Source organism: Arthrobacter sp. 05N429 (genome assembly GCF_056397045.1).
Genome location: NZ_JBFTMQ010000019.1, coordinates 1 through 13,854, shown reverse-complemented (window position 1 = coordinate 13,854; position 13,854 = coordinate 1). Strand labels below are relative to the sequence as shown.

At 64.8% G+C, this 13,854-nt stretch carries 14 protein-coding genes and 1 pseudogene; 9 read left to right on the top strand and 6 right to left on the bottom strand.

The genetic code is table 11. From position 1 onward, the window contains the following. Positions 1 to 42 precede the first annotated feature (42 nt). Positions 43 to 606 (bottom strand): N-acetyltransferase family protein, encoded by a 564-nt coding sequence (locus AC1DF4_RS18735; protein ID WP_476914281.1) that lies wholly within the window; start codon positions 604 to 606, stop codon positions 43 to 45. Positions 607 to 638: 32 nt separating this feature from the next. On the opposite strand from AC1DF4_RS18735, the gene AC1DF4_RS18730 reads away from it, so the two are divergent. From AC1DF4_RS18730 to AC1DF4_RS18720, 3 genes are read left to right on the top strand one after another with little or no spacing between them, the layout of a single operon-like run. Then, a complete protein-coding gene (locus tag AC1DF4_RS18730) occupies positions 639 to 1,160 on the top strand; it encodes an RNA polymerase sigma factor (RefSeq protein WP_476914280.1) in 522 nt (173 codons plus the stop codon). A gap of 2 nt (positions 1,161 to 1,162) precedes the next feature. Next, entirely contained in the window at positions 1,163 to 1,915 is a 753-nt protein-coding gene (locus AC1DF4_RS18725; RefSeq protein WP_476914279.1) for a hypothetical protein, read from the top strand. A gap of 35 nt (positions 1,916 to 1,950) precedes the next feature. Continuing rightward, the gene (locus AC1DF4_RS18720; RefSeq protein ID WP_476914278.1) at positions 1,951 to 2,439 is read left to right on the top strand and encodes an 8-oxo-dGTP diphosphatase; all 489 of its coding nucleotides are present in this window, start codon (positions 1,951 to 1,953) and stop codon (positions 2,437 to 2,439) included. A gap of 83 nt (positions 2,440 to 2,522) precedes the next feature. Here the strand turns inward: AC1DF4_RS18720 and AC1DF4_RS18715 are convergent, their stop codons facing one another. The 4 genes and pseudogenes from AC1DF4_RS18715 to AC1DF4_RS18700 all read right to left on the bottom strand — a co-directional run. Next, the gene (locus AC1DF4_RS18715; protein ID WP_476914277.1) at positions 2,523 to 3,662 is read right to left on the bottom strand and encodes a bifunctional 2-methylcitrate synthase/citrate synthase; all 1,140 of its coding nucleotides are present in this window, start codon (positions 3,660 to 3,662) and stop codon (positions 2,523 to 2,525) included. A 65-nt stretch (positions 3,663 to 3,727) separates the two neighbouring features. Next, complete coding sequence (prpB, locus tag AC1DF4_RS18710) at positions 3,728 to 4,630, bottom strand: methylisocitrate lyase (protein ID WP_476914276.1); 903 nt, start codon at positions 4,628 to 4,630, stop codon at positions 3,728 to 3,730. Further along, the gene (locus AC1DF4_RS18705) at positions 4,631 to 6,151 is read right to left on the bottom strand and encodes an MmgE/PrpD family protein (protein ID WP_476914275.1); all 1,521 of its coding nucleotides are present in this window, start codon (positions 6,149 to 6,151) and stop codon (positions 4,631 to 4,633) included. Beyond that, positions 6,147 to 6,805: pseudogene (locus AC1DF4_RS18700) on the bottom strand (GntR family transcriptional regulator); the annotation flags it as partial. The pseudogene AC1DF4_RS18700 and the gene AC1DF4_RS18705, both read right to left, overlap by 5 nt. Positions 6,806 to 6,979: 174 nt before the next feature. Here AC1DF4_RS18700 and AC1DF4_RS18695 point away from each other — a divergent pair. Both AC1DF4_RS18695 and AC1DF4_RS18690 read left to right on the top strand, forming a co-directional pair. Further along, positions 6,980 to 8,881 (top strand): AMP-binding protein, encoded by a 1,902-nt coding sequence (locus AC1DF4_RS18695; RefSeq protein WP_476914295.1) that lies wholly within the window; start codon positions 6,980 to 6,982, stop codon positions 8,879 to 8,881. Positions 8,882 to 8,995: 114 nt separating this feature from the next. Beyond that, positions 8,996 to 9,463, top strand: a complete 468-nt coding sequence (locus AC1DF4_RS18690; RefSeq protein ID WP_476914274.1) for a DUF2306 domain-containing protein — start codon at positions 8,996 to 8,998, stop codon at positions 9,461 to 9,463. A gap of 38 nt (positions 9,464 to 9,501) precedes the next feature. Here the strand turns inward: AC1DF4_RS18690 and AC1DF4_RS18685 are convergent, their stop codons facing one another. Then, on the bottom strand, positions 9,502 to 10,122 hold the full coding sequence (locus tag AC1DF4_RS18685; protein WP_476914273.1) for a hypothetical protein: 621 nt from the start codon (positions 10,120 to 10,122) through the stop codon (positions 9,502 to 9,504). A gap of 420 nt (positions 10,123 to 10,542) precedes the next feature. Here AC1DF4_RS18685 and AC1DF4_RS18680 point away from each other — a divergent pair, with 420 nt between their 5' ends. From AC1DF4_RS18680 to AC1DF4_RS18665, 4 genes are all read left to right on the top strand, one after another. Continuing rightward, positions 10,543 to 11,154, top strand: a complete 612-nt coding sequence (locus tag AC1DF4_RS18680; RefSeq protein WP_476914272.1) for an RNA polymerase sigma factor — start codon at positions 10,543 to 10,545, stop codon at positions 11,152 to 11,154. Further along, positions 11,151 to 11,822 (top strand): hypothetical protein, encoded by a 672-nt coding sequence (locus AC1DF4_RS18675; RefSeq protein ID WP_476914271.1) that lies wholly within the window; start codon positions 11,151 to 11,153, stop codon positions 11,820 to 11,822. The genes AC1DF4_RS18680 and AC1DF4_RS18675 overlap by 4 nt, the downstream gene beginning before the upstream one ends. A gap of 253 nt (positions 11,823 to 12,075) precedes the next feature. Continuing rightward, complete coding sequence (locus AC1DF4_RS18670) at positions 12,076 to 12,309, top strand: hypothetical protein (protein ID WP_476914270.1); 234 nt, start codon at positions 12,076 to 12,078, stop codon at positions 12,307 to 12,309. Positions 12,310 to 12,834: 525 nt separating this feature from the next. Further along, a complete protein-coding gene (locus AC1DF4_RS18665; protein WP_476914269.1) occupies positions 12,835 to 13,155 on the top strand; it encodes a hypothetical protein in 321 nt (106 codons plus the stop codon). The last annotated feature ends 699 nt before the right edge of the window (positions 13,156 to 13,854 follow it).

Here is a 13,854-nt window from a genome sequence, read left to right as displayed (position 1 = left end):
TATGCCGGTCGAGTCTCACCAGAAGCCATTGCGGTTGCCGAATCATCTCACCATGCGGGCGTCGACAATGTCTGGAGCACCCGGGTCGGTCTGCTCCGCACCGTCGAATTCAAATCCGTTGCGACGATAGAACGCCACTGCCCGAGGATTATCCTTCGCGACCCACAGCATTGCGGGAGCATCACCCGCCGTGGCGTCAAGCAACGCCTGTCCCACCCCGCTGCCGTGGTGGGCTGCCGCTACATAGATGCTGAACACCTGACGATCGCGCGGGAGCTGCTGGCCCTCAGGGCTGAAGCTGGGGCCGGCGAACGCGAAGCCGATGATCTGACCGCTGCTCTCCGCGATTCTGATAATCCATTCCTCGCGTGGATTCCGGAGGAGGTGAGTCCACATCTGGTGGCGGCCCTGGACGTGCTCGTCGGTGAAGAAGTCCTCCGGGAGCAAATGGGAGTAGGCCTCCCGCCAGGTGGCCACATGAAGTTCAGCGATCTGCGGTGCATCGGGGAGCGCGGCCTCGCGCAGCGTGAATGGCATCACCACATCCTGCCAGAATCCTCGGCCCGCTAAGTTTTTCTTGCCCGCGTGTAAGAAAGAACTCTTCACGGGACACTTAGCCATTAGGAAGAAGTCATCCGATGTCCGGGGGAAACACCATGCTGGCCGCCAAAGAGCAAGCGTTCGTTGACCTGCACACTCAGCATTCCGCGCGGGTCTACGGCTACATTGCCTGCCGCATCAATGACCGCCACCGCGCCGAGGAGCTGGCGGCTGACGTCTTCAGAATTGCCTGGCAGAAGCAACTGTCGGAGCCGCCCGGCATTGGCTGGCTGCTGGCCACCGCCCGGAATGTGATCGGCAATGAATACAAGGGACGACACCGCCGCCAGGAACTCACCGACCGGCTGCAGGAAGAGGCCCGCAGCCAGACCCCCGGAGCAGACACTAAAGAACAGGCGGCCGTGGCAGCAGTGCTGGTGCGGTTACGGGAGCGGGACCGCGAGGTTCTTATGCTCAGCTACTGGGACGATCTGACCACCGCTGAACTGGCCCAGACGCTGGGATGTTCCCCTTCAGCTGCCGCGGTCCGCCTGCACCGTGCCCGCCGCGCTTTCGCGAAGGCCGCACCCTCCCACCTCATGACCGAACGGAAGGACTAGCCATGGACCGCATCGAACAGCTCATGAAGGATGCCAAGCCGCGGGTGGAAGCACCAGGCTCAACACCGGGCAGCCACGCCGCCCGCTCCATCGTCTATTCCACGGATCCAAACGTTGTCCGCCTGCCAGGGCGCACGCCGGCGCGGCTCACTGCCGCCCGGACTGCGGCCGCGACCATCCTTGCCGCCGCGGCCGTAGTGGGCGCGGTGATTCTCGGCGGGAACCTGATGCCGCAACCCGCGCCCGGCCCGGCCCAGACCGGCAGCCCGACGCCGGCGGATACCGCCAGCCCCACGCCGGCCTCCCCACGCCCCTCCGCCGCCTCCACGGCGCCTCCCACTGAAGCGGCCCCCGCAGCATTGAGCACCGGCGGCGTCGCGTGCACCCCGGCCAACATCGACCAGCTGCGCAACGACCGGCAGCCGGCGATCACACCGATTCCCCCCGCCGAACAGGGCTACTACACGGTGCTGGGCTGCGCCGACGGTTGGCTCGCCTACTCCATCTCGGACGACGGGGTCCGGGCGCTCCAGCTCGACGGCGGCAACGCGTGGTTCCGCATCGCCAAACTGCACAACGGCCGTTTCCTCTGGGATGTCCGGCAGGAGTGGGCCAGCGTCTTCAACTGGGAATTCCAGGCGACCAACAACCAGGGCCTCACGCCGCAGCAGGCCATGGACAAGGAATTCGCAGCCAAGGGGATCCCGGTCGAACTCCGCCCGCGGCTGGTGGGCGAGGGCCCGGCGGCCGGGTAGCTGGCGTAGCCCGCGGCAGTTATAAGGTTGAGCACATGAAGCACACTCCGGTCACCCTCTGCTTCCTGCTCCGTGACGCGGAGAACGGCACCGAAGTGCTGCTGGGCCTGAAGCGGACCGGCTTCGGCACGGGCAAGATCGTGGGCCTTGGCGGCCACGTCGAGGTGGGGGAGACCGACGCCGAGGCCGTGGTCCGGGAGGTCTGGGAAGAAGCCGGAGTCGTCGTCCGCCAGGAGGACCTGGCCCATGCCGGCCTCGTCGAATTCATCTTTCCCTCCCGGACGGAGTGGAACATGTCATGCAGGCTGTTCACCGCCAGATCCTGGGAAGGCGAACCCGCGGAAAGCCCGGAAATCACGCCCGAATGGTTCGCCGTCGACGCACTTCCGCTGCACCGCATGTGGCAGGACGCCGAGCACTGGCTGCCTCCCGCCCTGGCAGGGGAGCGGATCGACGTCGTCGTGGTCCTCAACGAGGACAACGAAACGGTGGCGTCGGTCCGGTATCCCTCCACGCCGGGGTGAGAGACCCTGCGACGAACAACAAGCCGGGCCGGCCACCTTTCCAGGTGACCGGCCCGCCGTCGTTCGTGCTGCAGGACCCGAAGCTACGGCAGGTGCCGTTCCTCGACGCCGTTGTACTCGCTGAGCGGGCGGATCAGGGAGTTCGAGTCCAACTGCTCCATGATGTGCGCGGTCCAGCCGGTGATGCGGCTGGCGACGAACAGGGGAGTAAACGTCGGGGTGTCGAAGCCCATGAGGTGGTACGTGGGTCCGGCCGGGTAGTCGAGGTTCGGCTTGATGGCCTTCGCCTCGTCCATCGCCGTTTCCAGGCCGTTGTAGAGCCCCAGCAGTTCCGGCCGGCCGTAGTGCGCGATCATTTTGTCCAGGGCGGCCTTCATCGTGGGCACGCGGGAGTCGCCGTGCTTGTAGACGCGGTGCCCGAAGCCCATGACCTTCTTCTTGTGCGCCAGGGCGTCCTCCATCCACGCCTTCGCGCGGGTGTGGGCTTCCTCCAGCGACTCCTCCGGCCGGATGCCGATCTCGTCGAAGGTGTGCATGACGGCCTCGTTCGCACCGCCGTGCAGCGGACCCTTGAGCGCGCCGATCGCGCCGGTCACGGCCGAATGCAGGTCCGAGAGCGTCGAGGTGATCACGCGTGCCGTGAAGGTAGAGGCGTTGAAGGAGTGCTCGGCGTACAGGATCATCGAGACGTTGAAGGCCTCGACGACTTCCTGGACGGGCTCCTCGCCGAAGGCCATCCAGAGGAAGTTGGCGGAATAGCCCAGATCGTCGCGGGGCGCCACGACGTCCTGGCCGTGCCTTCGGCGCTGGTCATACGCCACGATCGCCGGCATCGCGGCGAACAGGTCCACAGCCTTGGCCATGTTGGCCTCCCGTGAGGAGTCCTCCGCGAGCGGGTGCCGTGCGCCCATGACGGAGGCCGCCGTGCGGCAGACGTCCATCGGGTGCGAGGTGGTGGGCAATGCGTCCACTACCTGCTTCACCACCGGATCGATCGCGCGGCCGGCGCGTTCCCGCGCCGTGAACTCCGCCAGCTGCTCCGGGGTGGGGAGCTCGCCGTTCCAGAGCAGGTAGGCGACTTCCTCGAAGCTGCAGCTGGCGGCCAGCTCCTGCACAGGGTATCCGCGGTAGAGCAGTGAATTCGTGTCCGGGTTCACCTTGGAGACCGCGGTGTAATCCACCACGACGCCGGCGAGGCCCTTTTTGATCTCTTGTTCAGCCATGCTGAAACTCCTTTGTTCCTGTCGCCTGTGTTGGCCCGGCCGGAGCCGGGAATCCGATGCTGGGCTTACTGTCCGGGGATCTGGAAATTGAAAACCCCGGCATCGAAGCTGTTGTACGCCTCGTAGTCCACGAGGTCATACAAACGCGCCCGGGTCAGCATGTTCCCGACCTGGGCTTCCTGGGTACCGTCAGCCTTAATCGATTCCAGCGTACGCTCCGCAGCGCCCATGGCACTACGGAGCAGCGTCACCGGATAGATGATCATGTTGACCCCGACGCCGGCGAGCTCTTCCACTGTGAACAGCGCGCTCTGGCCGAACTCGGTCATATTGGCCAGGATCGGCACGTCGACGGCGTCACGGATGGCCTGGAACTCACTGAGGTCCTTCATGGCCTCCGGGAAGATGGCGTCAGCACCGGCCTCCACGAGCGCCTTGGCGCGGTCCTGCGCGGCCTTCAGCCCATCCGTGGCACGGATGTCGGTCCGCGCCATGATCAGGAAGTTCGGGTCGCGCCGGGCATCGGCAGCGGCCCGGATGCGCTTGGTGGCGGTCTCCAGGTCCACGACGTTCTTGCCGTCGAGGTGGCCGCAGCGCTTCGGGTTGAACTGGTCCTCGATGTGCAGGCCGGCCAGGCCGGCGTTCTCGAGTTCCTGGACCGAGCGGGCCACATTCATCGGCTCGCCGAATCCGGTGTCGGCGTCGACGATGCTGGGCAGGTCCGTCATCCGCGCGATCTGCCCGGCGCGGGTGGCCACCTCGGTGAGCGTGGTCAGCCCGATGTCCGGCAGGCCCAGGTCGTTGGCCAGGACGGCGCCGGAAATGTAGACCCCGGCGAAGCCCTTCTCCTCGATCAGCCGGGCCGAGAGCGGGTTGAACGCGCCCGGGAACTGCTGGATCGTCCCGGACGCCAGGAGCTCGCGGAACCGGATCCGCTTCTGCTCCGGCGTGACCTTCGAGTACAGCATTTAGAAGAGTCCCTTCGGAGCTGCGGCCAGGTCGATCACGCCGTCGGCGGCCTTGATGTTGAGCTGGTCCAGCTCGCCGGCGGCCAGCTCGGGCAGGCGGGCGGCGGCGGCCAGGAAGCGTTCGATTTCCTCTTCGGCGACCAGTCCTGCGGCGAGGGTGCGGAACTTGTTCACGTACTGTTCCCGTGCGAAGGGCCGGGCGCCCAGCGGGTGGGCGTCGGCGACGGCGATCTCGTCGGTGATGACCGTGCCGTCCGTCAGCGTGATGACAACCGTGCCGCCGAAGGCCTTCTCCGCGATGTCGAGGGAGTGGTAGCGGCGGGTCCATTCCGGATCCTCGACGGTGGTGACCTTGTGCCAGAGGTCCACGGTGTCCGGGCGCGCGGCGCGCTCCGGGGCGTAGGAATCCACGTGGTGCCAGGCGCCGTCCTGCAGGGCGACAGTGAAGATGTACGGAATGGAGTGGTCCAGCGTCTCGCGGCTGGCCGTGGGGCTGTACTTCTGCGGATCGTTGGCGCCGGAGCCGATCACGTAGTGCGTGTGGTGGCTCGTCTTGATCAGCACGGACGCCACATTGGCCGGGTCCGTGACCTCGGGGTGCTCGCCGTGGAGCTTGCGCGCCAGGTCGATCCACGCCTGCGCCTGGTATTCGGCCGAGTGCTCCTTGGTGTACGTGTCCATGATGGCGCGCTTGGCTTCGCCCGGCGTCGGCAGCGGCACCATGTAGGAGGCGTCCGGGCCGTCCAGCATCCAGGCGATGACGCCGTCCTCGCCCTCGTAGATCGGCACGGGGGAGGTCTGGCCGCGCATGGCCCGGTCCGCGGACTCGACGGCCATCTTGCCGGCGAACGCGGGGGCGTGCGCCTTCCAGGTGGAGATCTCGCCCTTGCGGGACTGCCGCGTGGCGGTGGTGGTGTGCAGGGCCTGCCCGACGGACTGGAAGATGGTCTCGACGTCGAGCCCCAGCAGGGTGCCGATGCCGGCGGCGGCGGAGGGGCCGAGGTGCGCGACATGGTCGATCTTGTGCTTGTGCAGGCAGATGGCCTTGACCAGGTTGACCTGGATCTCGTAGCCGGTGGCGATGCCGCGGATCAGATCCTGGCCGCTGGAGCCCACGTGCTGGGCGACGGCGAGGATCGGCGGGATGTTGTCACCCGGGTGGGAGTAGTCCGCGGCGAGGAAGGTGTCGTGGTAGTCGAGCTCACGGACGGCGACGCCGTTGGCCCACGCCGCCCATTCGGGGGAGACGCGTTCTTCGATGCCGAAGACCTTCGAGCCTTTGCCGCCGGTGGTGGGGCCGTGGGTGAGCGCCTGGGCGCGGGCCGCGACGATCGGCGCTCGGTTCAGTGAGGCGATGGCCACCGAGGCGTTGTCGATGACGCGGTTGATCACCATGTCGGTGACCTCGTCGGAGACGGCGACGGGATCCGCGGCGACGGTCGCGATCTTGAAGGCGAGCTGGTCCTCGCGGGGCAGGTTTTCCTCGCTCTTGTAAACGCGGACGTGGTGTTCCTTGACCATGATGCTCCTTAGTTAGTGAGGTACGTGGGTGGCTTTGACGTGGGAAAGACTGCGGTGCAGGTGAAGCGTGGTGGCGGCCTCGGCCAGGCGGGGATTGCCGGCGGCGATCGCCTCGGCGATGGCGGCGTGCTCGGCGGCCGCAGCGGTGAGCCGTTCGGCGTCGTCGGCCGCCAGCCGGCGGACCCGGACCAGGTGGACGCGCAGGCTGCGCATCGCCTGGGCAAGGTAGGAGTTCTGGATCGCGGCGTCGATGGCCGTGTCCAGCCGGCCGACCAGCCCGTAGTAGGCGTGCCGGGCCGGATCCTCGCCGCTGATCAGCGCCGGGGCCGCACGGAGTTCATCGCGGAGCTGTTCAAAGGTGGCGGCGTCACCGCGTTCGGCGGCCAGCGCCGCGGCCTTGCCCTCGAGGGTTTCGCGCAGTTCGAAAAGTTCGTCGATGTCCTCCAGCGAAATGCCGGTGACGACGACGCCGCGGCCGCCGGCCGTCGTCGTCAGGCCTTCCGCACTGAGCCGGCTGAGGGCCTCGCGCAGGGGTGTGCGGGAGATGCCAAGCCGTTCGGATTGCTCCACTTCGGCGAGGACCGTCCCGGGCAGGAGACGCCATTCAATGATGTCCTCACGCAGGGCCGCATAGGCCTTGTCGCTCGCGCGCATCCCGACTCCTTCGTTGACTGACGGATCCAGTGTATACACGGAAGTTCAATTTGCCCAGCATTCCGCCATTAAGAGGCTGAAGGGCGACTGTTGTGTATACATGAGTCTTGTGTCGGGTGCCCGGGCGGGGCTACCATGAGCTCCATCACAACGTCGTGGACGGGACTCACTTTCATGGTTACGAAGAACTACCGGGACAGCTACATGCGAAGCCTGGAGAAGCCCGAAGCATTCTGGCTGGAGGCCGCAGGAAAGATCTCGTGGTCCGCGCCGCCGCAGCGTGCCCTCGACTCCGGCAGGGCGCCGCTGTACGACTGGTTCCCCGACGGGATCCTGAACACCTCCTATAACGCGCTGGACCGTCATGTCGCGGAAGGCCGGGGCGGGCAGGACGCCCTGATCTACGACTCCGCGATGCTCGGCACACAACGGCGGTACAGCTATGCGGAGCTGACGGACCTCGTCGCCCGGTTCGCCGGGGTCCTCCGCAGCCAGGGTGTCGGCAAGGGCGACCGCGTCGTGATCTACATGCCGATGATCCCGGAAGCGGCGATCGCCATGCTCGCCACGGCCCGGCTCGGCGCTGTCCACTCGGTCGTCTTCGGCGGCTTCGCGCCCAAGGAACTTGCCGCCCGCATCCGCGACGCGGCCCCCGCCGCCGTTGTCACGGCCTCCGGCGGGATAGAGCCCTCGCGTCGGATCGAATACCTCCCCGCCGTCGAGGAGGCCCTCGGCCTGGCCGGAACGCCGGACGTTCCGGTCCTGGTGAAGGCCAGGGAAGGCTTCGCCTCCTCGGTGGCCGGCCACGCAGGCTGGCTGGACTGGGACGCGGAGATGGCAGCCGCCGCGCCGGCCGCCCCGGTGGATGTCAAGGCCACGGACCCGCTCTACATTCTCTACACCTCGGGGACCACCGGCGCGCCCAAGGGCGTGGTGCGGGACAACGGCGGCCACGCTGTCGCGCTCAGCTGGACCCTGGAGAACATCTACGACATCGGACCCGGGGACGTCATGTGGACCGCGTCCGACGTCGGCTGGGTCGTGGGGCACTCCTACATCGTCTACGGGCCTTTGCTGGCCGGTGCCACGACCGTCCTCTACGAAGGCAAACCCGTGGGCACGCCGGACGCCGGCGCGTTCTGGCGGGTCATCCAGGACCACAAGGTCAACGTGCTGTTCACCGCACCCACCGCCCTGCGCGCCATCCGGAAGACCGATCCTGAGGCGAAGCTGCTTGAAAAGTACGACATTTCCAGCCTGCGCACCCTGTTTGCCGCGGGCGAACGCCTTGACACGGACACCTTCCATTGGGCCTCCCGCATCCTCGGCGTGCCGGTGGTTGACCACTGGTGGCAGACCGAGACCGGCTGGGCCATCTGCGCCAACCCGCGGGGCCTGGACGGGCTGCCGATCAAGGCAGGCTCGCCCAGTGTGCCGATGCCCGGCTTCAAGCTGAATATCGTCGACGGCGCCGGCACGGACGTCGAGGCGGGGACCGAGGGCAACATCGTCCTGGCCCTCCCGTTGCCGCCCGGCACGCTGACGACGCTCTGGGGCAACGATGAGCGCTACATCTCCTCCTACCTGCAGGCCTTCGACGGCTACTACGCCACCGGCGACTCCGGCTACCGGGACGAGGACGGCTACCTCTTTGTGATGGGCCGCACCGACGACATCATCAACGTTGCCGGCCACCGGCTATCCACCGGCGCCATGGAGCAGGTGATCGGCCAGCACCCGGCCGTGGCCGAATGCGCCGTGATCGGCCTCGCGGACCCGTTGAAGGGCCAGCGCCCCAGCGGCTACGTGGTCCTCAAATCGGGGGTGGACGTGCCCGAGGAGATCCTGGTGAAGGACCTGGTCGCCCTGGTCCGGCGCGACATCGGCGCCGTCGCGGACTTCAAGCACGTCACCGTGGTGGAGGCACTGCCCAAGACCCGCTCCGGGAAGATCCTGCGCAAGACCATGCGCCAGATCGCCGACGGCGAGGACTACGTGGTGCCCTCGACGATCGAGGACGCCGGCGTGATAGACCAGCTGATCGGAACGCTCCGGCCTGCCGCCACGGGGGAGTAGCTGCGGGGTAGTGGTGTTACGTGTCACGCTGAGCAGGATTTTGGGTCCCCCGTCGGCTCCGACGGCATGATTCCGCTGCCGGGACCGGGCGTCAGCGGCGAAAGCCTGCATTGAGTGACGGGTTATTTTCACGCAATCGCCGCCAGCTACTCACTGATTTTCGGAGCCGTGCACCTGCTCCGCCGGACCAAAGGCGGCCGCGTTCACCGGATCGTGGGCCGAATCTGGGCTGTTTCCATGTATGTCGTGGTGCTGACCTCGTTCGGAATCAGGACCATCGACGACGGCTTCAATTGGCTCCACGCACTCTCAGTGCTGACGCTCTGCACACTAACAGCAGGACTATGGGCCATCCGGAAGAGAAACATCAAAGCCCGCCGCAGTTTCATGACCGGCAGCTACTTCGGCCTGGTCGGCGCCTTTATTGGCGTTCTGGCAGTACCCTCGCGCCGCATTCCGCAGCTCGCCATCCACGAACTCCCTTTGCTGGGGCTGTTGATCCTGGTCCTGCTGGGCACGGCCGCACTCACCGTCATCGGCATCGCCCAGCTCCGTCAGAGCCAGACTGTCCCCATCCCCTAGTCCCGGCCTCAGGTAGACGCTCCTTCTTGCGAATATCGCTACCAATCCCTTCGGAGTGTCTCGTCTGGAACGACATAGGAGCTGGAGTAGTGAACCCAATCGTCCCTGCGTCCCTCCCTGAAGAGTCGGTCTGCAACCATCTGGCACTCCTGCCAGTCCTTCCGGGAGTCCTGCGGTCCATAGCCGACAGCTTCACCGAGCTGATCCAACGTCACCCGCCGTGTGACTCCCGGCGCAGTCGCTACTTCGTAAGTGAAGGTTCCTTTGAGGGAAAACCATCCATTGCGGACGGGGGCTTCGATCAGACGGAAGTAAGTGCTTCCATTGGCGAACATGGCAGCAGCCGCGCTCTCTTTCGATTCCGGCTCAGCATTGACGAAATCCGTGAACTTCTGGAGGAGCCCTTCGTAATCGGCGTTGAGGACTTCATCCACCGCTCCGTCTTTCTGCACGTACCGGTCACTGAGGCTTCCGCTGCCGCCCTTCATTGACGAGCGGAGCCACAGTCGAACCTCTTCCACGGACTCTTCCGATGGTTCGCTCTGAAGCGCTCTGGCAAGGGATTCGTATTTGAGCGCCACTACAGAGAGATTCATGTGTCTTAGCAAGGACGAAAATCGCACCATGTCGGCTGCCAGTACTTCAGTGTCCGTTTTCATCAGGCTTCTTTCGTGGGTAGGGCTAAAGCTAACCACGGGGGAGGTCACACTCATCGGTATTCCGGGTCTGAGGAGCTGGAACGGTGAATCAGTGCTCGGCACCCAGTCGACCGCAACTGCTGGCTCCTCCGATAGGCTTCGACGCGCAATACCTGGTTGAAGTATCCACCTGCGGTCAGGATCGATTCCCCCAAATCCACGCGGCCCCGACGCATCCCACGATGAGCGCCGGCGAGGATGTAATACGCAATGCGCGACCCTTTGCCCATCGCTTGACAGGACGGTCTCTTGAGGCGACGTCCGGCAATCGGACGATAGGGGTTGTTGGGGCGGGTGTGCGGTTGTCCTGCAAACCGCGCAAACTATTTGTCGGAATGGGAACCTTTTCGGATCCTGCGGACACTACAAGGCATGAGGCTAATGGGGGAAACCGACGAAGACCTGTGGCGTGAATGCATTTCAGGCAACGCTGACGCATTCGGTGTCCTGTTCGACAGGCACGCGGACGCAGTCTTCAGGTACTGTCTGTCCCGCTGTGGTTCCTGGCACGACGCGGAGGAACTCGTCTCGATCACCTTCTTGGAGGCGTGGCGACAACGGAACAGGCTCAGACCCGAGAGGGACACCCTGCTGCCGTGGCTGCTCGGTGTGGCGACGAACGCGAACCGCAACCGCGCCAGGGGATCCCGGCGGCACGCCGACTTCTTGGCCAGGCTGCCGCACTCCGATCCCCGGCACGGCCAACACGAAGCAGACCATGCAGAATCGGTCGCCTCAAGGATTGACGCAGAACGGTCCGTCCGGGAGCTACTCGATACGACCGCCGGTCTGAATGACGGTGAACGTGACGTCGTAGTCCTTTGCCTGATGAACGGCGTCGGCCAAGAAGCGGCCGCCAAGACCCTCGGCGTACGAATCGGCACAGTGAAATCGAGACTGCATCGTGCACGCGCCAAGCTGGGCGCCATGAACCGGGCACTAGAGCCCGTCGAACAAGTCGACACGATGATCGTTGAAGCGAGGACGTCATGAATCTGTCTGAAGTGACCTACCCGAGAGACACGAAGAGCCGTGTCCAGAAGCTCCTCGTCCAGGAAGCCCGCCGGACGCCCAAGCTAAGCCCGCGGTGGCGCAAACCGGCAATTCTGACTTTCGCCGGACTGGCACTGGCTGGCACCACGGCCGCCGGCGTCTATGTTGCCTTGGCGCCGGTGGACGACAAAAGGGACATCCGCTGCTACTACCATGCCGACCTCACCACCAGACCTCCTGTTGTAGGGGTCCCCGGAGAAACGAAGAACCCCTACATCACCACCGGGATCTTCATCACCGGATTCGACGCCAAGAACAACCCAAACCCGGACGATAAGAATGCCGGAATGAAACAGATCAACGACCCCATCAACCAGTGCAGCAAGGTATGGGATCTAGGAGGGATGAACCCCGGCGGACTCACTGACGACCTCATCCCGGACGGTTTTGTATCTCCGCCCCCCGGCCCTCGGGGGGAACGTCCCCTCCGTGAGGGTGCGGACAAGGACCAGAACGGCAACCCCCTCTGGCCCGGGCCGGTCAGCATGGCCCTCGGCAACTATGTCCCGTTTCTGACCGAGTGCGTCGTGGACAACACCGTCGCCGTCATCCCCGGCCCGGCCGAGGTCTGCGCCCAGCTCGGTATTCCTGCACTCGACAAGAACTAGACAGTTGGCGTCCTGTCACAGGAATTGGGGGCGACAGGACGCCCAGGCTTGGATAGTTGACTCCGCGGGGACCGCCCACATTCGTTGTAACAACAGGTTCCGTTATGGGATCCTTCAGCGGACACCTTCCATCTCCTATGCGGCGGGGCCTGGACTGCCCCGCCTCAATGGTGCCTAAGCTCGGGAGGCCGAGCAGCTTATACACACGTCACATCTCGGCCCAGGCACGGCTTCGGTTTGGGCCAGCACCCTTGTGATCGACGCCGATACAGGAGTTGATCAGGCCAGGAATATTCTCGTGGGGGTGACTGCCATGGTCATCGGGGCATTGGGATTCTGGCAGCGGGAAAGGATTTCCCAACTGAATCGCGGTTGGAATAAGCGTCTCGGCGAGCCTGGTGAGATGGCGGCAGAAGTCGGAACGGCTAAGTACTTTGGCGTGGGCGCCATTTTTATGATTTTGGCGGGGGCGGCCACTATTATCTAGTCGCTCGTTACGGGGCAACTGGGTGGGTCAAACGACAGAACTACCGCGCTCATGGTTATCATCATTGCCGCAGTAGGATTCGTCGTGCTTGGTGTGGTTTTCGCAGTGATGCTATTCAAGCGACGGTCGAAGCAGTAGGTCGAGCACCGAGAGAACCAGTGACACAAACAAGCCCATGTGACTGCCCCGGCTTTTGTCCACTTTTACCTGAGGCGCTGGACGAATGGAGGTGTCCCGTTGAAAGATCCCTAACTGCACGGGCTGCTCCCCGCACAAGTGGACGCCTCCGAGTCACACTTCAAGCGAGTCCTGCTGACCCGGCAGTTCGGCATCTCAACTAGGGCTACTTTTTTCGACCCAGAGAAATGGCACAAGCCGGCGCCTGCCGATAACTGGGCGGGCTGACAGACAGGCGGTGATTCTCAGCAGTAGGCTTGGCGGCATGGCACCGGGGGACTCAGACATGACACGTACCGAGACGATCGGCCGGTGCGCGCTCCTGCGGCCCCGACGACGGACAGCCGCATGAGGCCCTCGCCCGCGGATCTACTGATCCTAGGAGTGACCGTGCTCTGGGTGGTTAACCTCGGCCTGCGCCTCGCCCGCCAGCGGCTCTACTGGGTCACCTTTTGGTCCCTGGCCGCGGGATTGCCGGCTCTGGCGCTCTACTGGTTCTCCACGCCGTGGCACATGGAACCCGGCGCGAACTTCGGGGCGGGGATGCCGGAGGAGTACTTCTACGGAGCGATCGCGTTGGCTCTGTGGGTCATCGTGCTGCTCCTTGAGCTCGTCGTCTTCATCGCCCTGAAGGTCCGAGACAGCCGCATGCATGGCCTCAGCCAATGACCACTAGGACCCGAGCGCTCCGTAGCTTGGCCGTGTACGCGGCCGGGTTCCTGCCGTTCGCTCTCCTTTGGCGTTCTATCGGCTTCGTGCCGTCCATACTGACCGGCGTCATAGCGACGTTGGTGGTCGCATTGGCGTTTCGCGGGCACGATGCGAAGTCCAGCGCAGCCCGCAGGCTCCACCAATCCACCGAACAGGGGAAATGATGGCCGCCGGACGATGGGCGTTTCTCATGCTTGCCGTAGTGCTCCTGATCGTCTCGGTAACGCTTGCCGTTCAGGGATCTGCGGGCCTGTGGTTCACCGCAGTGGCCATGGGAGTCGCGATTTTCACTACCATGCGCTCAGGGCTCAAGGAACGTCGCCAAAATCAAGGCAGCTCGGTGTCAGAAAGCTAGGGCGGCGGCTGTGTGAGCTTCCGGCGGCCCAGCCAGAACGGAGGTGAGGTCAGCCCCACCACCGTATGGATAAGTCAGCCTGAGGCAGGACCAGCTGGTCGAGTTCAAGGGCCCAGCCTGAGGGCGGCAGGTGTCCAACCACCCCGTCAAGTGCCCGTAAGCCAGTGAGGATGTAGGTGGCATCACCTGCTGGGTCTGACTCACCGTAAGCCTGACGCGATTTTGTTGTCCTTGGATCGATTGGTCGGCCTGGTAGGTGGTGCCGATGCATGCGAATGGCTCGGTGGCGTGACCTTATAGGA